We start from the raw sequence: 24,061 nt of genomic DNA, 5'->3' as shown, positions 1-24,061 counted from the left end.
CGCAGGGGCACTCACGCGCCGGGCCGGGCTCTCCCCGCAGGAGCCCGGCCCGCGGTCTGTCGAAGCGCGGACCGGCCGGAGGGGCGCGGGGCTCGAAGGGGCGGGCTCAGAAGGTGTGCAGGGTCACGAGCGTGATGTGCCGGGCCGTGCCCTCGCCTTCGACCTCGATCCGCACCCGTTGCCCCGGGCGCAGCAGCCTCAGCCCGCCCGCGTCGAACGCGGGCGCGTCGAAGGGCAGCGGGGTGCCGTCGTCGAGCAGCACCTGACCGGTGCGGGTCTCGGGGTCGTAGGTGTACGCGGTCGCCTGCATGGCGAAAGCCTATCGACCGGCCCGCCGGTCCCCTCGCTCCCGCTCGCGCCGTATCAGCCGCCGGACTGCCCGGGGATGAGCAGTCGCGCGGCCATCGCCGCCGTGCGGGGGCCGACGCCCAGGGCCAGCGCCGCGCGCAGATCGTCGCCGGTGTCCACGTCCTGGCGTACGGAGTCCACGGCGTCCAGGGCGAGTTCCCGGGCTCCGGAAGCGCGGTGCCGCGTACGGGAATCCGTGCCGAAAGCGGGTAGCAATTCCCGGCCCGGGGCCGCGGCGAGCAGAGTCGTACCGATTCCGGCGGCGTCGGGCAGAAATGCGCGGGGGAATTCGGCGGCGGCGTCGAGGACGCGCGCCAACTCCTCGGGGCGCAGCGCCGGGAGATCGGCGTTGAGAGCCGCCACGGCGCCTTCCGGGCGCGATTGCCGTACGGTCGTCGCCGCATGCGCGAGAGCGGCGTTCAGGCCCCCTGCCGGCTCGTCCGGGACGATCCGGGCACCCAGGGCCGCGAGCTCCCGTCCGGCGAGCGGGTCGCCCGTGACGACCGCCACATCACGCACGGCCGCGCAGGCGAGCACGGCCGCCACGGTGTCCTGCGCGAAGGCCAGGGCCAGGCTCGGTCGCACGCCGTCCGCCGCGGTGTCCGAGAGCCTGCTCTTGGCCTTCCCCAAGGCCTTCAGGGGTACGACCACAGTCCACTGCACGTGCGCTCCGTCCCAGTCTTGTCGCGTCCATTGTCACCCGAGCCCCCGTACGCGATCCCCGTGACCCACCCGGCGGGCCTTGCGCCGGGGCGTACGGTGTTCTCGACAGACAGGCGGCGTGGGGCCACACTTGTGCGCCCCCAGCCCCGTGCCGGGCCCGTGCCGGGTCCCTAGAGGAAGGTGTCCGCGTGCCCCGCCGCAGAATCGGCTTCTGGTACCGCTTCGCAGCGGTCCTCTGCAAACCGCCGCTGGTGGTTCTGCTCAAGCGGGACTGGCGCGGAATGGAGAACATTCCGGCTGACGGCGGATTTATCACCGTGGTGAACCACAATTCCCATGTGGATCCCTTCGCCTACGCGCACTATCAGTACAACACCGGGCGCGTTCCGCGATTCCTCGCGAAGAGCGGTCTATTCAAGAAGGGATTCATCGGCGCCGCCATGCGCGGCACCGGTCAGATCCCCGTCTACCGCGAGAGCACGGACGCGCTCAGTGCCTTCCGGGCCGCCATCGAGGCCGTGGGGCGCGGCGAGTGCGTCGCCTTCTACCCCGAGGGCACGCTCACGCGCGACCCGGAGGGCTGGCCGATGACGGGCAAGACGGGCGCCGCCCGCGTCGCCCTGCGGACCAAGTGCCCGGTGATCCCGGTCGCCCAGTGGGGCGCCAACGAACTGCTGCCGCCGTACTCCAAGAAGCCTCACCTGCTTCCGCGCAAGACGCATCACGTGCTCGCGGGCCCGCCCGTCGACCTCACGCGCTTCTACGACCGGGAGATGACCCCCGAAGTGCTGAAGGAGGCGACGGAGGTCATCATGGCGGCGATCACCCGCCACCTGGAGGAGATCCGCGGCGAGAAGGCGCCCGCGAAGCGGTACGACCCGCGCGCGGTGCGCATCGAGCAGCGTCGGCGCAGCGCCGAACTGGACAAGGCACGGCAGAAAGAGGAGCAGGGGCAGTGAACAAGCCGGTCAAGGCGGCCGTGTTCGGCACGGGATCGTGGGGGACGGCCTTCGGCATGGTCCTCGCCGACGCCGGATGCGAGGTCACCTTGTGGGCCCGCCGCCCCGGGCTCGTCGAAGCGGTCAACTCCACCCGTACGAACCCGGACTACCTGCCGGGCGTCGAACTCCCCAGGAATCTGCGGGCCACCACGGATCCCGCCGAGGCCGCGCGCGACGCCGACTTCGCGATACTCGCGATCCCCTCGCAGACCTTGCGCGAGAACCTCGCGGAGTGGGCGCCGCTGTTGGCGCCCGAGACGATCCTCGTCTCTTTGATGAAGGGCGTCGAACTCGGCTCCGCCATGCGGATGAGCGAGGTCATCGAGGACGTCGCCAAGGTCGGCCCGGAGCGCGTCGCCGTCGTCACCGGGCCCAACCTGGCGCGTGAGGTCGCGACCCGGATGCCGGCCGCCGCCGTGGTCGCCTGCACCGACGAATCCGTCGCGCGGCGGCTCCAGGCCGCTTGCCACACACCGTACTTCCGCCCGTACACCAACACCGATGTCGTCGGCTGCGAACTCGGCGGCGCGGTCAAGAACGTCATCGGCCTCGCGGTCGGCATCGCGGACGGCATGGGGCTCGGCGACAACGCCAAGGGCTCGCTCATCACGCGCGGACTCGCCGAGACCACCCGGCTCGGACTCGCCATGGGAGCCGACCCGCTGACCTTCTCCGGACTCGCGGGCCTCGGCGACCTGGTGGCCACCTGCTCCTCGCCGCTGTCGCGCAACCACACCTTCGGCACCAACCTCGGCAAGGGCATGACCCTCCAGGAGACCATCGCGGTCACCAAGCAGACCGCGGAGGGCGTCAAGTCCTGCGAGTCCGTGCTGGATCTGGCCCGTCGGCACGGTGTCGACATGCCCATCACGGAGACGGTCGTCGGCATCGTCCACGAGGGCAAGTCGCCGGTGGACGCGCTCAAGGAGCTGATGTCGCGCAGCGCGAAGCCGGAACGGCGCTGACCGTCCGCCCGCGCGGGCACGCTGCCGGGAGGCGACCGACCGCCTCTCGGCAGCGGCCCGTACCCACCGCTCACCCGCGTGCCCGCCGTCGCTGTCTCGCGCTTCTACCACCGGGTACGCTCAACGCGATATGAGCACCGAGAACCTCCCCCAGAACCCCGAGCAGCCGCCTCGCAAGCCGCGCGTCGCCGTCGTCTTCGGCGGTCGCAGCTCCGAGCACGGGATCTCCACGGTCACCGCCGGCGCCGTGCTGCGTGCCATCGACCGGACCACGTACGACGTCCTGCCGATCGGCATCACCCAGGAGGGCCGTTGGGCGCTCACCGCCGACGACCCGGAGCGCATGGCGATCACCGACCGCCGTACGCCCACCGTCGAGAGCCTCGCGGAGTCGCACGAGGGCGGCGTGGTCCTCCCCGTCGACCCCTCGAACCGCGAAGTCGTCTACAGCGAGCCCGGATCGGTGCCCAAGGCGCTGGGCGAGGTCGACGTGGTCTTCCCGGTGCTGCACGGCCCGTACGGCGAGGACGGCACGCTGCAAGGTCTCCTGGAGCTGTCCGGTGTCCCGTACGTGGGCTCGGGTGTGCTCGCCTCGGCCGTCGGCCAGGACAAGGAGTACATGAAGCGGGTGTTCACCTCCTTCGGGCTCAAGGTCGGCCCGTACGTGGTGATCCGGCCGCGCGAGTGGGAGCGCGACGAGTCCGCAGCGCGCAAGAGGATCGTCGACTTCGCGGGCGAGCACGGCTGGCCGCTGTTCGTGAAGCCCGCGCGCGCGGGTTCGTCGATCGGCATCACGAAGGTCGACGACCTCGCGGGCCTCGACGAGGCGATCGAGGAGGCGCGGCGGCACGACCCGAAGTTCCTCGTGGAGGCCGCGGTGCGCGGTCGCGAGATCGAGTGCGGCGTCCTGGAGTTCGAGGAGGGGCCGCGCGCTTCGCTGCCCGCCGAGATCCCGCCGCCGGACACGCACGCGTACTACGACTTCGAGGCCAAGTACATCGACTCCACGCCCGGCATCGTGCCCGCGCCGCTGACCGACGAGCAGACCGCCGAGGTGCGTCGGCTCGCGGTGGCGGCGTTCGACGCCGCGTCCTGCGAGGGTCTGGTGCGCGCGGACTTCTTCCTGGACGAGGAAGGGGAGTTCGTGATCAACGAGATCAACACGATGCCCGGCTTCACGCCGATCTCGATGTACCCGAAGATGTGGGAGGCGACCGGGATCGGCTACGGCGAGCTGGTGGACCGCCTGATCCAGTCGGCGCTGCGGCGGTCGACGGGGCTGCGCTAGCGGCTCCGTCGCACGACGGTCACGGCTTCAGGAGGCGATCCCCTCGGGGATCGCCTTCTTCACGGCGGGGGCCAGATCGACGAGGGGCGCCATGCCTTCGTCCGTACGGGCCTTGGGCACGGTCACCTCGACATAGGCCTCGCGCAGCGTCGTGGTGAAGCGGACCGAGTCGTCGTCGCGCTTCTGCATGAGCCAGCCGACACCGTTCACTTCGACGCCGTCCGCCTCCGGATCGTTCATCTCCGCAGGCCGCGTCACGCCGCAGCGCAGTATGATCGCCGGGCTTCCCCAGCCCGCCGTGAGCGCGGAGCGGGGCTCGGGATCGTTCCGGTCGAGGCCGTTCACCTTCCGCGGCAGCACCTTGTCCAGGTTCTGGCACAGCTCCGTGACCTTCGCGTCCGGGCTGGGAACCGCGGCCGAGGGGCTGCCGTCACTGGAGGAACAGCCCGTCACGGCGATCAGCAGGGCGAGAACGGGCAGACCGAGCGACCGGTGGCGGATGGAGTTCACCGGCCAAGCGTAGACGGGGGCTACAGGTGCACGACCGGGCAGGTCAGGGTGCGGGTGATGCCGTCCACTTGCTGGACTCTGGCGACCACCATGCGACCCAGTTCATCGACGGTGTCGGCCTGAGCGCGCACGATGACGTCGTAGGGACCCGTCACGTCCTCGGCCTGGACGACCCCGGGGATCGAGCTGATCGTCTCGGCGACGGCCGACGCCTTGCCGACCTCCGTCTGGATCAGGATGTACGCCTGTACCACGGAACCTCCAGGGCGGCCACGGGGATCATGGGGGGAGAAGGGACGCCACGGTATCGCGTCGCCGCTCCCCGCGGGGAGACCCGGGGGAACTGTGGCGCAAGCGCCGGGCAGCACCGGCGGCACAAGGGGACGGTCGACCCGCCCGCAGTGAGGGTCGGACCGGGAACGACGACGCCGGCTCGCGACCGGGCGCGACAGGCAAGAGAAGGGGACGTAGGACGATGAAGGGCACCGTGGGCGAGCTGGGCGAGTTCGGGCTCATCAGGGAGCTGACCTCGCGACTCACCACCACCCCGGCGGTCCGGCTCGGCCCCGGCGACGACGCCGCGGTGGTGGCCGCGCCCGACCGCAGGGTGGTGGCGAGCACCGACATCCTCGTGGAGGGCCGGCACTTCCGCCGGGACTGGTCCACGGCGTACGACGTCGGGCGCAAGGCAGCCGCGCAGAACCTCGCGGACATCGCCGCGATGGGAGCCGTGCCGACCGCGCTGCTGCTCGGTCTCGTCGTCCCGGCCGAACTGCCCGCCGCCTGGGCCACGGAGCTGATGGACGGCCTGCGCGACGAGTGCCAGGTCGCGGGGGCGGCCGTGGTCGGGGGAGATGTCGTGGGCGGTGACACGATCATGGTCTCGATCACCGCGCTCGGTGATCTGCGCAACCACGAGCCCGTCACCCGGGGCGGCGCCCAGCCCGGCGATGTGGTCGCCGTCACCGGCTGGCTCGGCTGGTCCGCGGCCGGGCACGCGGTGCTCTCCCGCGGCTTCCGCTCGCCGCGCGCGTTCGTCGAGGCGCATCGGCGTCCCGAGCCGCCGTACCACGCGGGGCCGGCCGCCGCAGGGCTCGGCGCGACCGCGATGTGCGACGTCAGTGACGGGCTCATCGCGGACCTCGGGCACATCGCGGAGGCGAGCAAGGTACGGATCGACATCCGCTCCGGCGCCATCGACATCCCGTCCCAGATGAACGACATCGGGCAGGCCGTGGGCGTCGACCCGGTGCAGTGGGTGCTCACGGGCGGGGAGGACCACGCGATCGTGGCGACCTTCCCGCCGGATGTGAAGCTGCCGGCGCGCTGGAAGGTGATCGGCGAGGTGCTCAACCCGTCGGCGCTGCCCCAGGTGACGGTCGACGGGGCGCCGTGGACCAGCAAGGGGGGCTGGGATCACTTCGGGGACATCGAGTCGTAGGACGTCCCTGGTGTGGGCGGGGGCGCCGTGGGTGGCGGCGTCCCCGGGTCTGAGGCTTGTGGGCGGGGACAGCAAAAAGCCGGCCCACGGTGTCGTGGACCGGCTCTGTGCAGCGGAACCAGCGGTGGCCGCGCGCTGAACGTCAGCGCGAGACCTTGCCGGCCTTGATGCACGAGGTGCAAGCGTTCACGCGCTTCGGCGTCCCGCCCACCACGGTACGCACACGCTGGATGTTCGGGTTCCAGCGACGAGGCGTACGGCGGTGCGAGTGCGAGATGTTGTTGCCGAAGCCCGGCCCCTTGCCGCAGACGTCGCAGTTGGCAGCCACGGGTCACTCCAAAGACTTCAGATGCACTTACGGTTGATCCCGGCATGCCGGGATCAAGATCACAGGATCTGAGTGGCGTTGCCAGGGGGAAGGCCCGGTCAGGAGATCGGGCAACTGGAGCAGCATACAAGGCTGCGTCCGTAGAACGAAACTACCATGGTCGCGCCGGGCCTCGCTCCCGCCCCTGACGCCGCTGCCACCAGGCCTTTCGCGGGGTTGCGCGCTCGGCCCTCTTCCGGCGCGGGCCGGTGCTGGGTCTACGCTGCCTGACACGTCCAGCAGTTCGAGGAGGCGCAGGTGGCGCAGGTGCCGCAGCCATTGGATGCTCTCGCGGTGCGCACCTGGTGCACACTCGCGCTCCAGGCGCTGGGGCGGGCTCGCGAGGAGATCGACGCGATCAACGTCTACCCCGTGGCGGACGGCGACACCGGCACCAACCTCTATCTGACCCTGGAGTCGGCCGCCGCGGCCGTCGAGGCGGTCTTCGCCGGGTACGAGACGGGCGCCGCGGCCGACGCGCCGCGCCCGACGCTCGCCGACACGATCCAGGCCATGGCGCACGGCGCGCTCATCGGGGCGCGCGGGAACTCCGGAACGATCCTCGCCCAGTTGCTGCGCGGCATGGCCGAGGTGCTCGCCGCCGACGACGGGAGCGCGCGCGATGACGCGCGGATGCTGCGGCTCGCCCTGCGGCAGGCGGCCGACTCCGCGCGACAGGCCGTCGCGCACCCCGTGGAGGGCACCGTCCTCAGCGTCGCCTCGGCCGCCGCCGACGCGCTCACCGGCGCCGAGGGCGACTGCGGCGACGTGGCGCGAGCGGCGTACGAGGGGGCACGGGCGGCCCTGATGGCGACCCCCGGTCAGCTCGCGGCCCTGAAGCGGGCCGGTGTGGTCGACGCCGGGGGCCGGGGGCTGGTGGAGGTCCTCGCGGCACTGGTGGAGACGCTCACGGGGGAGGCGCCGAGGCCGCCGCAGGGCACCCACGCGCGCGTGGAGAGCGCCCCGCCGACCGCCTCCCTCGAGCGCGCGGACGCCCGCACGGACACCTGTGAGGACCTCTGCGCGGACGAGAGCGGCCCCGCGTACGAGGTGATCTACCTCCTGGAGGCCGACGACGCGGCGGTGGCCCGGCTGCGCGAGCGGCTCGACGCGCTCGGGGACTCGCTCGTCGTGGTCGGCGGGGACGGCCTGTGGAACGTCCATGTGCACGTCGACGACGCGGGTGCCGCCGTGGAGGCGGGCGTCGAGGCCGGGCGGCCGTACCGGATCCGGATCACCCACTTCGCCGCCGGGGACGTGCACACCGGGGGCGCCGGACGCCCGCCGCGCGAGCGCGCTCAGCGCGCCGTGGTCGCGGTGGTGCCGGGGGAGGGGCTGGCCGCGCTGTACGAGGAGGCCGGGGCGACCACCGTGCTCGCGCGGGCCGGGGAGCCGCCCGCCAGCGGGGAGTTGGTGGCGGCGCTGCGGCGCGCGCACGCGCGCGAGGTGGTGCTGCTGCCGAACGACGCGGACCTGCGCCACACCGCGGCGGCCGCGGCTGAGCAGGCGCGCGCGGAGGGCGTCCGCGTGGCACTGATCCCGACCCGGTCCGCGGTGCAGGGCATCGCGGCGCTGGCCGTGCACGAACCGGAACGGCGCTTCGACGAGGACGTGGTGGCCATGACGTCGGCGGCGGGCGCGACGCGGTACGCCGAGGTCACGATCGCCGAACGGCAGGCCTGGACCATGGCCGGCATCTGTCAGGCCGGTGACGTCCTCGGCCTGGTCGACGGCGATGTCGCGGTCATCGGCTCGGACATCACGGCGACGGCCGAGACCGTGCTCGACCGCATGCTCGCGGCGGGCGGCGAGATGGTCACCCTGGTGCTCGGCGACGAGGCGCCCGCGTCCGTGGCGGCGCATCTGGAGGCCCGGGTGCGCGAGACGTACCTGGCGGTCGACACCGTGGTCTACGACGGCGGCCGACAGGGGCCGCCGCTGCTCATCGGCGTGGAGTGACAACGCCTTTGACCTGCGGGTTCGCGGGGCGTCTACGGCATTGTCGGTGCCGTGGTGTGCAATGGATCTCGTGCCCGCACTGGAAGAACCACTGAAGAAGGTGCTCGGCCCCGCCACCGCGAAGGTGATGGCCGAGCACCTCGGCCTGCACACCGTCGGGGACCTGCTCCACCACTACCCCCGCAGATACGAGGAGCGCGGGCAGCTCACGCACCTCGCCGATCTGCCCATGGACGAGCACGTCACGGTGGTGGCCCAGGTCGCCGACGCCCGCCTGCACACCTTCGCCTCCGCCAAGGCCCCGCGCGGCAAGGGCCAGCGGCTGGAGGTCACCATCACCGACGGCAGCGGCCGTCTCCAGCTCGTCTTCTTCGGCAACGGCGTGCACAAGCCGCACAAGGAGCTGCTGCCGGGCACCCGCGCGCTCTTCGCGGGCAAGGTCTCCGTCTTCAACCGCAGACTCCAACTCGCCCACCCCGCCTATGAGTTGCTGCGCGGCGACGATGTGACGGAGACGGTGGACAGTTGGGCGGGCGCCCTGATCCCGCTCTACCCGGCCACGGCCAAGCTGGAGTCCTGGAAGATCGCCAAGGCGGTGCAGACCGTGCTGCCGAGCGCCCAGGAGGCGATCGACCCGCTGCCGGACTCCCTCCGTGAGGGCAGGGGCCTGCTCTCCCTGCCCGAAGCCCTCCTGAAGATCCACCGCCCGCACACCAAGGCGGACATCACCGAAGCCCGCTCCCGGCTCAAGTGGGACGAGGCGTTCGTCCTCCAGGTCGCCCTCGCCCGCCGCCGCCATGCCGACGCCGGACTCCCGGCGGTGCCCCGAGTCCCCCGCCCCGACGGCCTGTTGACGGCCTTCGACGCCCGCCTCCCCTTCACCCTCACCGAGGGCCAGCGGAAGGTCTCCCGGGAGATCTTCGACGACCTGGCCACCGAGCATCCGATGCATCGGCTGTTGCAGGGCGAGGTCGGTTCCGGCAAGACGATGGTCGCCCTGCGGGCCATGCTCGCGGTGGTGGACGCGGGCGGGCAGGCCGCCATGCTCGCCCCCACCGAGGTGCTCGCCCAGCAGCACCACCGGTCGATCGTGGAGATGATGGGCGAGCTGGCCGAAGGAGGGATGCTCGGCGGTGCCGAGCACGGCACCAAGGTCGTGCTGCTCACCGGCTCCATGGGCGCGGCGGCGCGACGGCAGGCGCTGCTCGACCTCGTCACCGCGGAGGCGGGCATCGTCATCGGCACACACGCGCTGATCGAGGACAAGGTCCAGTTCCATGACCTCGGGCTGGTCGTGGTGGACGAGCAGCACCGCTTCGGGGTGGAGCAGCGGGACGCGCTGCGCGGCAAGGGCAAGCAGCCGCCCCATCTGCTCGTCATGACGGCCACCCCCATTCCGCGCACGGTCGCCATGACCGTCTTCGGCGACCTGGAGACCTCCGTCCTCGACCAGCTCCCGGCCGGGCGGTCGCCGATCGCCAGCCATGTGGTGCCCGCCGCGGACAAGCCGCACTTCCTGACCCGCGCCTGGGAGCGGGTGCGCGAGGAAGTGGCGAACGGCCACCAGGCGTACGTCGTCTGTCCGCGCATCGGGGACGAGGAGGAGGGGGCGAAGAAGAAGTCCCCCGAGGACGAGGCCGAGAAGCGTCCGCCGCTCGCCGTGCTCGACGTGGCCGACCGGCTCGCCAAGGGCCCCCTGCTAGGGCTCGGGGTCGAGGTACTGCACGGGCGGATGCAGCCGGACGACAAGGACGCGGTGATGCGCCGCTTCGCCGCCGGTGAGACGGACGTCCTGGTCGCGACGACGGTCATCGAGGTCGGCGTCAACGTCCCCAACGCCACGGCGATGGTGATCATGGACGCCGACCGCTTCGGGGTCTCGCAACTCCACCAGTTGCGCGGCCGGGTCGGCCGTGGCTCGGCGCCCGGACTCTGCCTCCTGGTCACGGAGATGCCCGAGGCGAGCGCGGCCCGCCAGCGCCTGGGCGCCGTGGCGTCCACGCTCGACGGCTTCGAGCTGTCCCGGATCGACCTGGAGCAGCGCCGTGAGGGCGACGTCCTCGGCCAGGCCCAGTCCGGCGCCCGCTCCTCGCTGCGCATGCTCGCGGTCATCGAGGACGAGGAGATCATCGCCGAGGCCCGGGAGGAGGCCACCGCGGTGGTCGCCGCCGACCCGGACCTGGACCGTCTCCCCGGCCTGCGCACGGCCCTCGAAGCCCTTCTGGACGAGGAACGGGAGCAGTACCTGGACAAGGGGTGAGCGGCGGCCCCCGCGGACCGTCACGAGGGCAGGTGCGCTCCCCGGTGCGTTCGGCTGAGAGACTGGAGGCGTCACCGCACCCGCACACCGACAAGGACCGAAGAGATGACCCGCGTGATCGCCGGCCGGGCCGGCGGACGCCGTCTGGCCGTCCCGCCCGGGAACGGCACCCGTCCCACCTCCGACCGCGCGCGCGAGGGCCTCTTCTCCACCTGGCAGTCCCTCCTCGGCGGCCCGCTCGACGGTGAGCGGGTCCTCGACCTGTACGCGGGCTCGGGCGCCGTCGGCCTGGAGGCGCTGTCCCGCGGCGCGGGGCACACCCTCCTGGTCGAGGCCGACGCCCGCGCCGCCCGTACGGTCCGCGAGAACGTCAAGGCGATCGGCCTGCCCGGCGCCGAGGTCAGAGCGGGCAGAGCGGAGCAGATCGTCCAGACGCCGGCCCCGGCGCAGCCGTACGACATCGTCTTCCTGGACCCGCCGTACGCGGTCTCCGACGGCGATCTCCGCGAGATTCTGCTCACACTCCGCACCGGGGGCTGGCTTGCGGCCGAAGCCCTCGTCACCGTGGAGCGCAGCACCAGAGGCGGGGAGTTCCAGTGGCCCGACGGCTTCGAAGCCCTCCGGGCCCGTCGCTACGGTGAGGGGACGTTTTGGTACGGTCGCGCCGCCTCTACGTGCGAAGACGCACGATGACCGGACCGGAGAGCGAGGGATCTCAAGTGCGCCGCGCCGTCTGTCCCGGGTCGTACGACCCGATCACCAACGGACATCTCGACATCATCGCCCGCGCTTCGAAGCTGTACGACGAGGTGTTCGTCGCGGTGATGATCAACAAGTCCAAGAAGGGCCTGTTCGAGGTCGACGAGCGGATCGACCTGATCCGCCAGGTCACCGCCGAGTTCGGGAACGTCGAGGTGGAGGCCTACCACGGCCTGCTGGTCGACTACTGCAAGCAGCGTGACGTCCCCGCCATCGTCAAGGGCCTGCGCGCCGTCAGCGACTTCGACTACGAGTTGCAGATGGCGCAGATGAACAACGGCCTCTCCGGGGTGGAGACCCTCTTCGTCCCCACCAACCCCACCTACAGCTTCCTGTCCTCCTCACTGGTGAAGGAGGTCGCGGCCTGGGGCGGCGATGTTTCCCACCTGGTGCCGCCGGTGGTCCTGGACGCCCTCAACAGGCGCTTCGCGAAAGGCTGATGGGGCCCGCGCCCGGCCCCCTCGGAGCTGACGGACCGTCACCCGGTGTCGGGCGGGGCGGGAGTGGTCGTACAGTCGACCCGACCGTCTCCAACCCGGCTGTAGAGAGTGGCGAGCACACGGTGGACGTGCAGAAGAAGCTCGACGAGATCGTCGCGATGGTTTCCAGCGCCCGAGCCATGCCCATGTCGGCCTCGTGCGTGATCAACCGCGCCGAACTGCTCTCGAAGCTCGAGGAGGTGCGCGCGGCGCTGCCCGACTCCCTGGCCCAGGCCCGGGAGTTGATCGGCGACCGTGAGCAGATGGTCGAGCGGGCCCGCCAGGAGGCCGAGCGGATCATCGAGGGCGCCCACGCCGAGCGCGGCTCCCTGATCTCCGACACGGAGGTCGCCCGCCGCTCCCAGGGCGAGGCCGACCGCATCCTGACCGAGGCCCGCCAGGAGGCCGAGGAGGTCCGCGCGGAGGCGGACGAGTACGTCGACTCCAAGCTCGCCAACTTCGAGGTCGTCCTCACCAAGACGCTCGGCTCGGTCGGCCGTGGCCGCGAGAAGCTCCTCGGCACCGGTCCCGGCCTCGACGAGCAGGGCCAGGAGGACGCGGACGCCCCCGAGCGCAGCCATGACCCCGAGACCCTGCGCCGTGACGCCGACACGTATGTGGACGCCAAGCTCGGCGCCTTCGAGGCCGTGCTCGCCAAGACCCTGGAGGCCGTCGGCAAGGGCCGCCAGAAGCTCCATGGCCGTATCGCCACCGACGACCTCGGCGCCCTCGCCGACGACCTGACGACCGTCCAGCACTCCAGCGACGCCGACTACCTCGCCGACCTCGCGGCCCTCTCCGACACCCCGGCCCAGCCCCAGACCGCCCCGGCCCAGCCGAGCAGGCCCGCCGAGCCAGCCTACGCGCAGGCCCAGGACCCGTACGGCTACCAGCAGAGCGACCCCTACGGGTACCAGCAGTCGTACGCCCAGCAGGACGCGTACGGCTACCAGCAGGCCGATCCCTACGCCGCCTATCCGCAGACGCAGCCGTACGACCAGCAGACCTCGTACGGCCAGGGACAGGTCCAGGGGCAGGGCCAGACCGGCCAGACCCAGCAGGGGTACGGCAAGGACAACGTCCTGGACGAGACCAGCCTCTTCGACACCAGCATGATCAGTGCCGAGCAGTTGCGGGAGTACGAACAGGGACGCGGCGGTCACTGAGCGTTCCGGACGCGCGAGGTCCCGGCCCCTGGACGGACCGGATTGGGCCGAGAGCGAAAGGTCCAGTATCCTGGCTCTTCGGTCGCACGTACCCATAGCGATCAGCGCTGCCCGGAACACCACGGGACGGCGTCTCTCCCCGAGCTTCGAAGACCGAAAGCAGGAATGGCCCTGAACGCCCACCTCGACCACCGCAACCCCTTCGTGTTCGACACGCACGAGCTGGGTCGGCGTCCTGGTGCGCTACAGCGCCTGAACCGCACGGTCGACGCCCCGAAGGACTTCGGTGTCCAAGGAGTCGTCGGGGTGCCCGAGGGCGCCCCGGTGGAGCTCGAACTCCGACTCGAGTCGGTCATGGAGGGGGTACTCGTCACGGGTACCGCCCGTGCATCGGCCGAGGGGGAGTGCGTAAGGTGTCTGGAGCCGCTGGAGCTGGAGCTCGACGCGGACTTCCAGGAGATGTTCTCGTACCCTGACGCCGACGACCGGGGCCGTCCTGTGACGGAACCCGGCGACGACGACGAGGACGACGAGGACAGATTCTTCCTCGAGGACGGCCTGTTCGACCTCGAACCTCTGCTGCGCGATGCGGTGGTGCTCGCACTGCCGATGCAGCCGGTGTGCCGGGAGGACTGCCCGGGTCTGTGCCCCGAGTGCGGGGTACGACTCGCAGACGACCCGGACCACCACCATGACGCCGTCGACATCCGTTGGGCGGCACTGCAGGGACTCGCAGGTTCACTCGAACCCGGCGAGAAGGACGAGAAGAGCGGCGCCGAAGCGGGCGTCGACGAGAAGCAGGAGAAGTAGCCGTGGCTGTTCCGAAGCGGAAGATGTCGCGCAGCAACACGCGCCACCGCCGGTCGCAGTGGAAGGCTGCGGTCCCCACCCTGGTTGCGTGCGAGCGCTGCCACGAGCCCAAGCAGCAGCACATTGCGTGCCCCTCGTGCGGCACCTACAACAAGCGTCAGGTCCTCGAGGTCTGAGCGGCTGGTGACAGGTCTGATGTCTGACGCCAAAAGCAGTCCCCGTCGCAACGGGGGTGCGGCGGACAACACGGCCTCGTCCCACACGCTTCTGGAAGGGCGGCTCGGCTACAAGGTCGAGTCCGCCCTTCTGGTGCGTGCGCTGACCCATCGCTCTTACGCATACGAGAACGGCGGTCTGCCGACGAACGAGCGGCTGGAGTTCCTCGGGGACTCCGTGCTCGGCCTCGTCGTCACGGACACGCTGTATCGCACCCACCCCGACCTGCCCGAAGGCCAACTGGCCAAGTTGCGGGCCGCGGTGGTCAACTCGCGTGCGCTGGCCGGGGTGAGCCGTGGGCTCGACCTCGGCTCCTTCATCCGGCTCGGCCGGGGCGAAGAGGGCACGGGCGGCCGGGACAAGGCCTCCATCCTCGCCGACACCCTTGAAGCGGTGATCGGTGCTGTCTACCTCGATCAAGGTCTCGACGCGGCGGGCGAGTTGGTGCACCGTCTCTTCGACCCGTTGATCGAGAAGTCCTCGAATCTCGGGGCCGGCCTGGACTGGAAGACCAGTCTCCAGGAGCTGACCGCGACCGAAGGACTCGGCGTGCCCGAGTACCTGGTCACGGAGACCGGACCGGACCACGAGAAGACCTTTACTGCTGCCGCCCGCGTCGGAGGCGTCTCGTACGGCACCGGTACCGGCCGCAGCAAGAAGGAGGCGGAGCAGCAGGCCGCGGAGTCGGCCTGGCGCTCCATCCACGCCGCCGCGGACGAGCGCGCGAAGCAGGCCGAGGCGGAGTCCTCGACCTCGACGAGCGACCCGGCCACGGCCTGAATCCTTCACTTCGGACCCCGCCCCGGCGATCACGCCGGTGCGGGGTCCGTCGTATGAGGCGCATGAGGCTCATGGGGTGCATGGGGCGCATGGGGCGCATGAGATGAGCGGACCGGGGCCGCCGTCGGAGAGGTACTCTGCGCTCGTCGGCCCCGTTCACCCTTCCGGAGGATTCCGTGCCCGAGTTGCCCGAGGTCGAGGTCGTACGACGCGGCCTGGAACGCTGGGTCACCCACCGCACCGTCGCCGATGTCGAGGTGCTCCACCCGCGCGCCGTCCGCCGGCACACCGCGGGCGCCGACGACTTCGCGCACCGGCTGAAGGCCGAACGCCTCGGCACCCCGAGCCGACGCGGCAAGTACCTCTGGATCCCGGTCGACACCACCGGTACGGCGATCCTGGCCCACCTCGGCATGAGCGGCCAACTCCTCGTCCAGCCGCACGACGCCCCCGACGAGAAGCATCTGCGCGTCCGCGTCCGCTTCGACGACGCCCAGGGCACCGAACTCCGCTTCGTCGACCAGCGCACCTTCGGCGGTCTCTCGCTGCACGACACCGACCCCGAAGGACTGCCCGACGCCATCGCGCACATCGCCCGCGACCCGCTCGACCCGTCCTTCGACGACGACGCCTTCCACCAGGCACTGCGCCGCAAGCGCACGACCGTCAAACGGGCCCTGCTCGACCAGTCGTTGATCAGCGGCGTCGGCAACATCTACGCGGACGAGGCCCTGTGGCGCGCCCGCGTCCACTACGAGCGCCCGACCGCGCAGTTCACCCGCCCGCGTACGGCCGAACTCCTCGGCCACGTACGGGAGGTGATGCAGGCCGCGCTCGCCGTCGGCGGCACCAGCTTCGACAGCCTCTACGTCAACGTGAACGGCGAATCGGGCTACTTCGACCGGTCGCTGGACGCGTACGGCCGCGAGGGACTGCCCTGCCGCCGCTGTGGCACGCCGGTGCGCCGCCGCTCGTGGATGAACCGGTCCAGCTACTTCTGCCCGAAGTGCCAGCGGGCGCCACGGGTCACGTCGTAAGTGCCCGCGGCGCCCGCCGCCGTCCGTCAGTGCGTGTACGTCAGTAACCGAAGTCCTGTGTCCACCAGGGGCCACCGCTGCCGTGGTGCACGCCGACGCCCAGCGTCTTGAAGTCGCAGTTGAGGATGTTCGCCCGGTGGCCGGGGCTGTGCATCCACGCGTCCATCACGGCCTGGGCGTTCGCCTGGCCGCGGGCTATGTTCTCGCCGCCGAGGCCGGTGATGCCGCGGGCCTTCGCACGGTCCCAGGGGTCGTTGCCGCTGGGGTCGGTGTGGTCGAAGAAGTTCCGCGCGGCCATGTCCTCGCTGAACGCCTGCGCGAGCCCGCTCAGGGCGCTGTTCGCGGTCACCGGACTGCAGCCCACCTTGGCCCGCTCCTGATTGACCAGCGCGATCACCTGGGCCTCGACCGAGGAGGAGGCCGCTGTCCGCTGGCGCGGGACGCTCGTCGGCTTCGTCGCGGCGGGCCGCGCGGCCACGGTGGTGGCCGGTGCCTTCGAGGCCACCCGGGACGGGGTGGGCGAGGGCTTGTGCGTCGGCTTCTTCGGCGCGGCCGAGGCGGAGGCCGGAGCCGACGCCGATGCCGAGGCCGACGGGGTCGCGGTCGGTGTGTCCTTACGGTCGGAGTGGCGGCTGGCGGTCGTGGACGCTCGCTCGCTCGCGGTGTCGCTCGTGCCGCCCTGTGCGCTCGGGCCGGTCTCGCCCTCGGCCTGTGCGTCACTGCCGGAATCGCCGCTCACCGTGACATGCCCGCCGCCGGGCAGCACCCCCGTGGCGACGGCCACCGTTCCGAGTGCGACGGCCGCTGAGACACCCAGCAGGCCCGTGCGCATCGATACGGGGACCTTCCTTCTACGGTGCGAGCGATCCGTGCGCGGCTCGTCCTCCATTGCACCGGCGGAACGTCGGTGACTTCCCATCTGCTGGCCTTCCTGCCTGGTCTCGCGGTCAGCGCCAATCACTCGATCGAGTGATTCCCCCTATGAGATGTACGGGTCGGGACGGTACCGCATGACGACAGGGGGTGATGTGCTCGCAGTCGCAACGGCCGGTTAGCGTGCACCCATGAACGACGATGCACGGCTCGTCGCGTGGGTACGCGGACGTGTTCAAGGCGTGGGATTTCGCTGGTTCACACGGGCCAAGGCGCTGGAGATCGGCGGCCTGTGTGGTTTCGCTCTCAACTTGGACGACGGGCGTGTCCAGGTGGTCGCCGAGGGTCCCCGGAAGGGGTGCGAGGGGCTGCTGGAGTGGCTCCAGGGCGACGACACACCCGGGCGGGTGGACGGCGTCACTGAGATTTGGGACACGCCTCGCGGTGGCTACGACGGGTTCGCGGTCCGCTGAGCCGGGGCCGCGAGATCGCGCCGCGGTGCCCGGAGCGGTGCCCGCCGGGAGGGAAAACGCCCTGGTGGTTGCCAAGGACGACGGGTCGTGGGAGGCTCCGCAGGAACGATTGATCTCCACGCCCGCAAGGGCCCGCAGGAGTCGGAGCGCCGCCCGTCACAGGCCGCGCACCCCCGGGCCGTACGTCGGTACAGCGTGTGATCGTGTTGACCGTCAAACTTTTTGGTGAGACGCTGAAAGCCCCGCGCACCTTAGCTGTTTGGCATGTGAGAACGGCAAGAACCCCAAGAGTGCCAAGCACCGCGGGTGCGAATCCCTCACGACCCACACCGCTTCGGTCGGTCACTCAGTGTGGAGGACCATCCATCATGGCAAAGGCGCTTCTCGGTTACGTCGGCGGCTCCGACCCGCGACTCCTCGCCGAGATGCGACGGCTGCAGCAGCGCGTCCAGGAACTCGAATCCGAACTCGTACGGATCCAGGCGGAGAACGACGCGCTGACGGCTGCCGCTTCTCACGACAGGATCATGGAGAGCATCGACGCACACCAGGCGGAGCCTGCGCTCACCTGATCACTGCATCGCTCCACGACAACAGCACACGCAGTGGTCGGGTTGCCCGTATCGACCGCTCAGTTGTCAGAGTTGCAAGGGACGCCCCGGCGTCCCTTTTCCTTTCCCCCCGCGCCCCCTCCCCGTCACCGAAGGGTGTGCCCTGCGCGTTCACGGGTGAAACCGCGGGGCAGCCGGGGTTCGCAGTGTGAGACAGCGGCGGCCGGTAGAGTCCAGCGGCGTGCACCTCAAGGCCCTGACCCTCCGCGGCTTCAAGTCGTTCGCCTCCGCGACCACCCTCCGGTTCGAGCCTGGGATCACCTGCGTCGTGGGGCCGAACGGCTCGGGCAAGTCCAATGTCGTGGACGCGCTGAGCTGGGTCATGGGCGAGCAGGGGGCCAAGTCGCTGCGCGGCGGCAAGATGGAGGACGTCATCTTCGCCGGCACCACCGGGCGCCCGCCGCTCGGCCGCGCCGAGGTGTCCCTGACCATCGACAACAGCGACGGCGCGCTGCCCATCGAGTACGCCGAGGTCACCCTCACGCGGATCATGTTCCGCAACGGCGGCAGCGAGTACCAGATCAACGGCGACACCTGCCGCCTCCTCGACTTCCAGGAACTCCTCTCCGACTCCGGCATCGGCCGCGAGATGCATGTGATCGTCGGCCAGGGGCAGCTCGACTCCGTCCTGCACGCCGACCCCATGGGCCGCCGCGCCTTCATCGAAGAGGCCGCGGGCGTACTGAAACACCGCAAGCGCAAAGAGAAGGCGCTGCGCAAGCTCGACGCCATGCGGGCCAACCTCGCCCGCGTCCAGGACCTGACCGACGAACTGCGCCGCCAGCTCAAGCCGCTGGGACGGCAGGCGGCGGTCGCGCGCCGGGCGGCGGTCATTCAGGCCGACCTCCGCGACGCCCGGCTGCGCCTGCTCGCCGACGACCTGGTCCGGCTGAGGGAGGCGCTGCGGGCCGAGATCGCGGACGAGGCCGCGCTCAAGGAGCGCAAGGAGGCCGCAGAGAACGAGCTGAGGAAGGCGCTGCGGCGCGAGACGCTCCTGGAGGACGAGGTACGGCACCTGACGCCGCGTCTCCAGCGGGCCCAGCAGACCTGGTACGAGCTGTCGCGGCTCGCCGAGCGGGTGCGCGGCACGGTCTCGCTGGCCGACGCGCGCGTGCAGAGCGCCACCTCCGCGCCCCCGGAGGAACGACGCGGACGCGACCCGGAGGACCTGGAGCGCGAGGCCGCCCGCGTCCGCGAGCAGGAGGCCGAACTGAAGGCCGCGCTGGAAGCGGCCGAGCGCGCGTTGGAGGACACCGTCGCGCACCGGGCGGAGCTGGAGCGCGAACTGGCCCACGAGGAGCGGCGGTTGAAGGACGCGGCCCGCGCCATCGCCGACCGCCGCGAGGGCCTGGCCCGGCTGACCGGGCAGGTGGGCGCCGCCCGCTCCCGCGCCGCCGCGGCCCAGGCCGAGATCGACCGGCTTGCCGCCGCCCGGGACGAGGCGCGGGAACGCGCCGTCGCCGCGCAGGAGGAGTACGAGGCGCTCAAGGCCGAGGTCGACGGGCTGGACGCGGGCGACGCGGACCTCACCGAACAGCATGAGGCGGCGAAGCGGGCCCTGGCCGAGGCCGAGGCGGCCCTGTCGGCGGCCCGCGAGGCGGCCACCACGGCCGAGCGCCGACGCGCGGCGGTCGCCGCCCGGCACGAGACCCTCGCGCTGGGGCTGCGCCGCAAGGACGGCACGGGCGTGCTGCTGGGCGCGACGGACGCGCTCTCCGGACTCCTCGGCCCGGCGGCCGAACTGCTCTCGTTGGCCCCCGGCCACGAGGTCGCGCTGGCAGCGGCCTTCGGCGCCGCCGCGGACGCCGTCGCCGTGACCGGCCCGTCCGCGGCGGCCGACGCGATCCGGTTGCTGCGCAAACAGGACGCGGGGCGCGCGGCCCTGCTGCTGGCGGGGTCGCCGGACGCGGACCCCATGGCGGACATGGCGCATCCGTACGCGTCCGACCTCGTCCGCGGTCCCGAGGAGCTGATGCCCGCCGTCCGGCGGCTGCTGCGCGGCGTCGTCGTGGTCGCCACCCTCGAGGACGCCGAGGAACTCGTGGCCGCGCGACCCGAGTTGACCGCCGTCACCGCCGAGGGCGATCTCCTCGGGGCGCACTTCGCGCACGGCGGGTCCGCCGGGGCGCCGAGCCTGCTCGAAGTACAGGCCTCCGTCGACGAGGCCGCCGCCGAGCTGCGGCAGCTCGCCGTGCGCTGCGAGGAACTGGCGGACGCCCAGCGGCTCGCGGGGGAGCGTCGTACGGAGTGCGGCGCGCGCGTCGAGGAGCTGGGGGAGCGGCGGCGGGCGGCCGAGCGCGAGAAGTCCGCGGTCGCCCAGCAGCTCGGGCGGCTCGCGGGGCAGGCGCGCGGCGCCGCCGGGGAGGCCGAGCGCTCCACCGCCGCCGCGGCCCGCGCCCAGGAGGCCCTGGACCAGGCGCTCGCGGACGTCGAGGAGCTGGCCGAGCGACTCGCCGTCGCCGAGGAGATGCCGGTCGAGGAGGAGCCCGACACCTCCGGCCGCGACCGGCTCGCCGCCGACGGGGCGAACGCGCGCCAGACCGAGATGGAGGCCCGGCTCCAGGTCCGTACCCATGAGGAACGGGTCAAGGGGCTGGCCGGACGCGCGGACGCGCTGGACCGGGCCGCCCGCGCCGAACGCGACGCACGCGCGCGTGCCGAGCAGCGGCGGGCCCGGCTGCGGCACGAGGCCGCCGTCGCCGCCGCGGTCGCCTCCGGCGCCCGGCAGCTCCTCGCCCATGTCGAGGTGTCCCTGCGCCGCGCGGACGAGGAGCGCAGTGCGGCCGAGGCCGCCAAGGCGCTGCGCGAACAGGAACTCGCCGCCGCCCGCGCCGAGGGCCGCGAGGTCAAGGCCGAGCTGGACAAGCTCACGGACTCGGTCCACCGCGGCGAGGTGCTCGGCGCCGAGAAGCGGCTGCGCATCGAGCAACTGGAGGCCAAGGCGCTGGAGGAGCTGGGGGTCGAACCGGCGGGACTGGTCGCCGAGTACGGCCCGGACCAGCCGGTGCCGCCCTCGCCGCCCGCCGAGGGCGAGGAGCTGCCCGAGGACCCCGCGCACCCGCGCAACCAGCCCCGGCCCTTCGACCGCGCCGAGCAGGAGAAGCGGCTCGCGGCGGCCGAGCGGGCCCACCAGAAGCTCGGCAAGGTCAACCCGCTCGCCCTGGAGGAGTTCGCGGCGCTGGAGGAACGCCACAAGTTCCTCAGCGAGCAGCTCGAGGACCTGAAGAAGACGCGCACCGACCTGCTCCAGGTGGTCAAGGAGGTCGACGAGCGCGTCGAGCAGGTCTTCACCGAGGCCTACCGGGACACGGCGCGCGAGTTCGAGGGCGTCTTCGGCCGGCTGTTCCCCGGCGGCGAGGGACGGCTCGTGCTGACCGACCCCGACGACATGCTCACCACGGGCGTGGACGTCGAGGCACGTCCGCCGGGCAAGAAGGTCAAGCGGCTCTCCCTGCTCTCCGGCGGGGAGCGGTCGCTGACCGCCGTCGCCCTGCTCGTGTCGATCTTCAAGGCGCGCCCCAGCCCGTTCTACGTCATGGACGAGGTCGAGGCGGCGCTGGACGACACCAACCTCCAGCGGCTGATCCGGATCATGCAGGAACTCCAGGAGGCCTCGCAGCTCATCGTGATCACGCACCAGAAGCGCACGATGGAGGTCGCCGACGCGCTCTACGGCGTCTCCATGCAGGGCGACGGCGTGTCGAAGGTCATCAGCCAGCGACTTCGCTGAGCGGACGACGTACGACGATCCGCCGAGCGGGCCGACCCACCAGTACGACGATGCGCCGAGCGGGCCACGCGCGACGGACGGAGCCGCGCGTACAACGAACGGCCGAGCGGCGCCTCACGCCATACTTGAGGCGTTATGGAAATTGTCATCCTTGCTGTAGTCATCGCCGTGGTGGTGATCGGCGCGGTCAGCGGGCTCATCGTCGGCACCCGCCGCAGGCGGCAGTTGCCTCCGGCCCCGCCCGCACCGCCCGACATCACCGCCCCTCCGGCCGAACCGCATGTCGGCGACGAGGCCGAGACCCCGCGCGACGAGGAACGCCGGACGATCGAGGAGGTGGACCTCCCCGACGGCTCCACCGTGGTCGTCGAGGAGCCGCCCGGCGTCGAAGCGCCGCCGATCGAGATCCCCGAGCCCACGGCCGGTCGCCTCGTCCGGCTGCGCGCCCGCCTCTCCCGCTCGCAGAACGCTCTCGGCAAGGGGCTGCTCACGCTCCTGTCGCGGGAGCACCTCGACGAGGACACCTGGGAGGAGATCGAGGACACGCTGCTCACCGCCGACGTCGGTGTGCGGCCCACCCAGGAACTGGTCGAGCGGCTGCGCGAGCGCGTCAAGGTGCTCGGCACCCGCACCCCCGACGAGCTGCGCGCCCTGCTGCGCGACGAACTGCTCCAGCTCATCGGCACCGACATGGACCGCACCGTCCACACCGAGCCCGAGACCAGCAAGCCGGGCATCGTGATGGTCGTCGGCGTCAACGGCACCGGCAAGACCACCACCACCGGCAAGCTCGCGCGCGTGCTCGTGGCCGACGGCCGCAGCGTCGTCCTGGGCGCCGCCGACACCTTCCGCGCCGCCGCCGCCGATCAGCTCCAGACCTGGGGCGAGCGGGTCGGCGCGTACACCGTGCGCGGGCCCGAGGCCGGCGACCCCGCCTCCGTCGCGTTCGACGCGGTCAAGGAGGGCAAGGAGATCGGCGCCGACGTCGTACTCATCGACACGGCGGGCCGTCTGCACACCAAGACCGGGCTCATGGACGAGCTGGGCAAGGTCAAGCGCGTCGTCGAGAAGCACGCCCCGCTGGACGAGGTGCTGCTCGTCCTCGACGCCACGACCGGGCAGAACGGCCTCATCCAGGCCCGTGTCTTCGCCGAGGTCGTCGACATCACCGGCATCGTCCTCACCAAGCTCGACGGCACGGCCAAGGGCGGCATCGTGATCGCGGTCCAGCGCGAGCTGGGCGTGCCGGTGAAGCTGGTCGGCCTCGGCGAGGGCGCCGACGACCTGGCCCCCTTCGAACCGGAAGCGTTCGTGGATGCGCTTATCGGCGACTGATCACACCCCTGGCGTACGGCGTACGCGACGAAGGGCCCCGCACCGCACGGTGCAGGGGCCCTTCGCTTGTGGGGCGCGGTTACGCGCGTGAGCGGTGGGCGACGTACGCCAGCGTGCCGATCAGCAGGCGTGCCGCCGGAGGTCTCGCCGCCGAGTCGGGGGCGGGGGCGCGCAGCCAGCGGACCGGGCCCCGGCCCGCGCGGTCGGACGGCGGGGCCGTGAGATAGCTGCCCGGCCCGAGGGCGTGCAGATCGAGGCGGGTGTCGTCCCACGCCATCCGGTACAGCAGGTCCGGCAGCTCGGCGGCGGAGCCCGGGGCGACGAAGAACTGCGCGCGTCCCTGCGGGGTGACCGTCACCGGACCGAGGGGCAGCCCCAGGCGCTCCAGCCGGACCAGGGCGTGCCGCCCGGCCTCCTCGGCGACCTCGATCACGTCGAACGCGCGGCCGACCGGCAGCATCACCGCCGCACCCGGGACCTTGGCCCAGGCCCCGGTCGCCTCCTCGAGCGTGGCGCCCGCGTGCACGACGGGCGTGGAGTCCAGCGGATGCGCTCCGGGCGCCGCGCAGTTCGTCGCGCCGCATGAGCACGCGCCCGCGTACGCCCTCGCGCCGGGGACCACGTCCCAGCCCCACAGGCCGCTGTACTCGGCCACGGCGATGCCCTCCGCCGCGCGGCCCCGGCGCCGCGTACCCTGCCGGATCTCGCGGATCCCCCGTGTGCCGCCGATGGTGAAACCCATGCCCCCTCCAACGGGCCCGCCGCGCGCGGGTTACGTAACGGAAAGCGCGACGTGGCCCTGTGGTTCCGTCCCGTGAAGGCCGCCGCGCTGTTCGCGCGGGCGCCTGTGGCGATTCCGGGTGGTGCGTGCGGTGACGCGCGCTGCTGAATGCACCGCCCCATCCACTCCGGTTGTCGTGTGTCAAGTGAATCGTGCTGAGGTCACTGTGGGTTCATTCGAAGGGGTGGCGAATGGTGGCGTTTCTGGAA

24 protein-coding genes are annotated in these 24,061 nt (G+C 71.8%); 17 read left to right on the top strand and 7 right to left on the bottom strand.

Annotated elements, in window-relative coordinates; translation table 11 throughout:
* Positions 1 to 106: 106 nt before the first annotated feature.
* Positions 107 to 310: a hypothetical protein gene (locus tag ACZ60T_RS06430; RefSeq protein ID WP_469664915.1), complete on the bottom strand. Its 204-nt coding sequence runs from the start codon at positions 308 to 310 to the stop codon at positions 107 to 109.
* Between the two features lie 53 nt (positions 311 to 363).
* Positions 364 to 1,011 (bottom strand): 2-phospho-L-lactate guanylyltransferase, encoded by a 648-nt coding sequence (cofC, locus tag ACZ60T_RS06425; protein WP_469664914.1) that lies wholly within the window; start codon positions 1,009 to 1,011, stop codon positions 364 to 366.
* Between the two features lie 188 nt (positions 1,012 to 1,199).
* On the opposite strand from cofC, the gene ACZ60T_RS06420 reads away from it, so the two are divergent.
* The 3 genes from ACZ60T_RS06420 to ACZ60T_RS06410 all read left to right on the top strand — a co-directional run bounded on the left by ACZ60T_RS06420 (position 1,200) and on the right by ACZ60T_RS06410 (position 4,265).
* Entirely contained in the window at positions 1,200 to 1,970 is a 771-nt protein-coding gene (locus ACZ60T_RS06420; protein ID WP_365622795.1) for a lysophospholipid acyltransferase family protein, read from the top strand.
* Entirely contained in the window at positions 1,967 to 2,977 is a 1,011-nt protein-coding gene (locus tag ACZ60T_RS06415; RefSeq protein ID WP_365622797.1) for an NAD(P)H-dependent glycerol-3-phosphate dehydrogenase, read from the top strand. Before ACZ60T_RS06420 ends, ACZ60T_RS06415 begins: the two co-directional genes overlap by 4 nt.
* A 130-nt stretch (positions 2,978 to 3,107) precedes the next feature.
* On the top strand, positions 3,108 to 4,265 hold the full coding sequence (locus tag ACZ60T_RS06410; protein ID WP_469664912.1) for a D-alanine--D-alanine ligase family protein: 1,158 nt from the start codon (positions 3,108 to 3,110) through the stop codon (positions 4,263 to 4,265).
* Between the two features lie 27 nt (positions 4,266 to 4,292).
* On the opposite strand, the gene ACZ60T_RS06405 is transcribed toward ACZ60T_RS06410, so the two are convergent.
* Both ACZ60T_RS06405 and ACZ60T_RS06400 read right to left on the bottom strand, forming a co-directional pair.
* Positions 4,293 to 4,775, bottom strand: a complete 483-nt coding sequence (locus ACZ60T_RS06405) for a DUF3515 domain-containing protein (protein ID WP_365622801.1) — start codon at positions 4,773 to 4,775, stop codon at positions 4,293 to 4,295.
* A gap of 20 nt (positions 4,776 to 4,795) precedes the next feature.
* Positions 4,796 to 5,029, bottom strand: a complete 234-nt coding sequence (locus ACZ60T_RS06400; protein ID WP_252426134.1) for an Lrp/AsnC family transcriptional regulator — start codon at positions 5,027 to 5,029, stop codon at positions 4,796 to 4,798.
* Between the two features lie 221 nt (positions 5,030 to 5,250).
* On the opposite strand from ACZ60T_RS06400, the gene ACZ60T_RS06395 reads away from it, so the two are divergent.
* Positions 5,251 to 6,216 (top strand): thiamine-phosphate kinase, encoded by a 966-nt coding sequence (locus tag ACZ60T_RS06395; RefSeq protein WP_252426133.1) that lies wholly within the window; start codon positions 5,251 to 5,253, stop codon positions 6,214 to 6,216.
* Between the two features lie 142 nt (positions 6,217 to 6,358).
* Here the strand turns inward: ACZ60T_RS06395 and rpmB are convergent, their stop codons facing one another.
* Positions 6,359 to 6,544 carry a 50S ribosomal protein L28 gene (gene rpmB, locus ACZ60T_RS06390; protein ID WP_004924906.1) on the bottom strand — a complete coding sequence of 62 codons (186 nt, stop codon included), beginning with the start codon at positions 6,542 to 6,544 and terminating at the stop codon, positions 6,359 to 6,361.
* A gap of 297 nt (positions 6,545 to 6,841) precedes the next feature.
* On the opposite strand from rpmB, the gene ACZ60T_RS06385 reads away from it, so the two are divergent.
* From ACZ60T_RS06385 to mutM, 9 genes are all read left to right on the top strand, one after another.
* Positions 6,842 to 8,542: a DAK2 domain-containing protein gene (locus ACZ60T_RS06385; protein ID WP_469664909.1), complete on the top strand. Its 1,701-nt coding sequence runs from the start codon at positions 6,842 to 6,844 to the stop codon at positions 8,540 to 8,542.
* Positions 8,543 to 8,603: 61 nt separating this feature from the next.
* The gene (gene recG, locus ACZ60T_RS06380) at positions 8,604 to 10,802 is read left to right on the top strand and encodes an ATP-dependent DNA helicase RecG (RefSeq protein WP_469664907.1); all 2,199 of its coding nucleotides are present in this window, start codon (positions 8,604 to 8,606) and stop codon (positions 10,800 to 10,802) included.
* A gap of 105 nt (positions 10,803 to 10,907) precedes the next feature.
* Positions 10,908 to 11,495, top strand: coding sequence for a 16S rRNA (guanine(966)-N(2))-methyltransferase RsmD (gene rsmD, locus ACZ60T_RS06375; RefSeq protein ID WP_365622809.1), 588 nt, complete (start codon positions 10,908 to 10,910; stop codon positions 11,493 to 11,495).
* Positions 11,492 to 12,001: a pantetheine-phosphate adenylyltransferase gene (gene coaD / locus ACZ60T_RS06370; protein WP_365622811.1), complete on the top strand. Its 510-nt coding sequence runs from the start codon at positions 11,492 to 11,494 to the stop codon at positions 11,999 to 12,001. The genes rsmD and coaD overlap by 4 nt, the downstream gene beginning before the upstream one ends.
* A gap of 122 nt (positions 12,002 to 12,123) precedes the next feature.
* Positions 12,124 to 13,206: an ATP synthase subunit B family protein gene (locus ACZ60T_RS06365; RefSeq protein ID WP_469664905.1), complete on the top strand. Its 1,083-nt coding sequence runs from the start codon at positions 12,124 to 12,126 to the stop codon at positions 13,204 to 13,206.
* Positions 13,207 to 13,371: 165 nt separating this feature from the next.
* Positions 13,372 to 14,016 (top strand): YceD family protein, encoded by a 645-nt coding sequence (locus ACZ60T_RS06360; RefSeq protein WP_469664903.1) that lies wholly within the window; start codon positions 13,372 to 13,374, stop codon positions 14,014 to 14,016.
* A 2-nt stretch (positions 14,017 to 14,018) separates the two neighbouring features.
* Positions 14,019 to 14,192: a 50S ribosomal protein L32 gene (gene rpmF / locus ACZ60T_RS06355; protein WP_003951102.1), complete on the top strand. Its 174-nt coding sequence runs from the start codon at positions 14,019 to 14,021 to the stop codon at positions 14,190 to 14,192.
* A gap of 19 nt (positions 14,193 to 14,211) precedes the next feature.
* Positions 14,212 to 15,012, top strand: a complete 801-nt coding sequence (gene rnc, locus ACZ60T_RS06350; protein WP_365622817.1) for a ribonuclease III — start codon at positions 14,212 to 14,214, stop codon at positions 15,010 to 15,012.
* A 176-nt stretch (positions 15,013 to 15,188) separates the two neighbouring features.
* Positions 15,189 to 16,049: a bifunctional DNA-formamidopyrimidine glycosylase/DNA-(apurinic or apyrimidinic site) lyase gene (gene mutM, locus ACZ60T_RS06345; protein WP_469664901.1), complete on the top strand. Its 861-nt coding sequence runs from the start codon at positions 15,189 to 15,191 to the stop codon at positions 16,047 to 16,049.
* A gap of 40 nt (positions 16,050 to 16,089) precedes the next feature.
* On the opposite strand, the gene ACZ60T_RS06340 is transcribed toward mutM, so the two are convergent.
* The gene (locus ACZ60T_RS06340; protein WP_469664899.1) at positions 16,090 to 16,881 is read right to left on the bottom strand and encodes a CAP domain-containing protein; all 792 of its coding nucleotides are present in this window, start codon (positions 16,879 to 16,881) and stop codon (positions 16,090 to 16,092) included.
* A gap of 232 nt (positions 16,882 to 17,113) precedes the next feature.
* On the opposite strand from ACZ60T_RS06340, the gene ACZ60T_RS06335 reads away from it, so the two are divergent.
* The 4 genes from ACZ60T_RS06335 to ftsY all read left to right on the top strand — a co-directional run bounded on the left by ACZ60T_RS06335 (position 17,114) and on the right by ftsY (position 23,071).
* Complete coding sequence (locus ACZ60T_RS06335) at positions 17,114 to 17,395, top strand: acylphosphatase (RefSeq protein ID WP_365622823.1); 282 nt, start codon at positions 17,114 to 17,116, stop codon at positions 17,393 to 17,395.
* A gap of 368 nt (positions 17,396 to 17,763) precedes the next feature.
* Positions 17,764 to 17,967, top strand: coding sequence for a hypothetical protein (locus ACZ60T_RS06330; protein ID WP_043444185.1), 204 nt, complete (start codon positions 17,764 to 17,766; stop codon positions 17,965 to 17,967).
* Positions 17,968 to 18,187: 220 nt separating this feature from the next.
* Positions 18,188 to 21,736 (top strand): chromosome segregation protein SMC, encoded by a 3,549-nt coding sequence (gene smc, locus ACZ60T_RS06325; protein WP_469664897.1) that lies wholly within the window; start codon positions 18,188 to 18,190, stop codon positions 21,734 to 21,736.
* 135 nt (positions 21,737 to 21,871) lie between these two features.
* Entirely contained in the window at positions 21,872 to 23,071 is a 1,200-nt protein-coding gene (gene ftsY / locus ACZ60T_RS06320) for a signal recognition particle-docking protein FtsY (RefSeq protein WP_365622827.1), read from the top strand.
* 79 nt (positions 23,072 to 23,150) lie between these two features.
* Here ftsY and ACZ60T_RS06315 read toward each other — a convergent pair whose 3' ends face one another.
* Complete coding sequence (locus tag ACZ60T_RS06315) at positions 23,151 to 23,813, bottom strand: bifunctional DNA primase/polymerase (RefSeq protein WP_469664895.1); 663 nt, start codon at positions 23,811 to 23,813, stop codon at positions 23,151 to 23,153.
* Positions 23,814 to 24,061 lie beyond the last annotated feature (248 nt).

The organism is Streptomyces sp. NPDC104371 (assembly GCF_055583785.1).
The sequence above is the reverse complement of the archived record's forward strand: the minus strand, read 5'-3'. Positions and strand labels throughout refer to the sequence as shown.

What these genes read in the sequence shown, in the direction of transcription:
- ACZ60T_RS06430 (WP_469664915.1), bottom strand. Translation starts at nt 310, where the DNA reads ATGCAGGCGACCGCGTACACCTACGACCCCGAGACCCGCACCGGTCAG.
- ACZ60T_RS06410 (WP_469664912.1), top strand. Translation starts at nt 3,108, where the DNA reads ATGAGCACCGAGAACCTCCCCCAGAACCCCGAGCAGCCGCCTCGCAAG.
- ACZ60T_RS06395 (WP_252426133.1), top strand. Translation starts at nt 5,251, where the DNA reads ATGAAGGGCACCGTGGGCGAGCTGGGCGAGTTCGGGCTCATCAGGGAG.
- recG (WP_469664907.1), top strand. Translation starts at nt 8,604, where the DNA reads ATGGATCTCGTGCCCGCACTGGAAGAACCACTGAAGAAGGTGCTCGGC.
- rsmD (WP_365622809.1), top strand. Translation starts at nt 10,908, where the DNA reads ATGACCCGCGTGATCGCCGGCCGGGCCGGCGGACGCCGTCTGGCCGTC.
- coaD (WP_365622811.1), top strand. Translation starts at nt 11,492, where the DNA reads ATGACCGGACCGGAGAGCGAGGGATCTCAAGTGCGCCGCGCCGTCTGT.
- ACZ60T_RS06360 (WP_469664903.1), top strand. Translation starts at nt 13,372, where the DNA reads ATGGCCCTGAACGCCCACCTCGACCACCGCAACCCCTTCGTGTTCGAC.
- rnc (WP_365622817.1), top strand. Translation starts at nt 14,212, where the DNA reads ATGTCTGACGCCAAAAGCAGTCCCCGTCGCAACGGGGGTGCGGCGGAC.
- ACZ60T_RS06340 (WP_469664899.1), bottom strand. Translation starts at nt 16,881, where the DNA reads ATGCGCACGGGCCTGCTGGGTGTCTCAGCGGCCGTCGCACTCGGAACG.
- ACZ60T_RS06335 (WP_365622823.1), top strand. Translation starts at nt 17,114, where the DNA reads ATGAACGACGATGCACGGCTCGTCGCGTGGGTACGCGGACGTGTTCAA.
- ACZ60T_RS06330 (WP_043444185.1), top strand. Translation starts at nt 17,764, where the DNA reads ATGGCAAAGGCGCTTCTCGGTTACGTCGGCGGCTCCGACCCGCGACTC.
- ftsY (WP_365622827.1), top strand. Translation starts at nt 21,872, where the DNA reads ATGGAAATTGTCATCCTTGCTGTAGTCATCGCCGTGGTGGTGATCGGC.
- ACZ60T_RS06315 (WP_469664895.1), bottom strand. Translation starts at nt 23,813, where the DNA reads ATGGGTTTCACCATCGGCGGCACACGGGGGATCCGCGAGATCCGGCAG.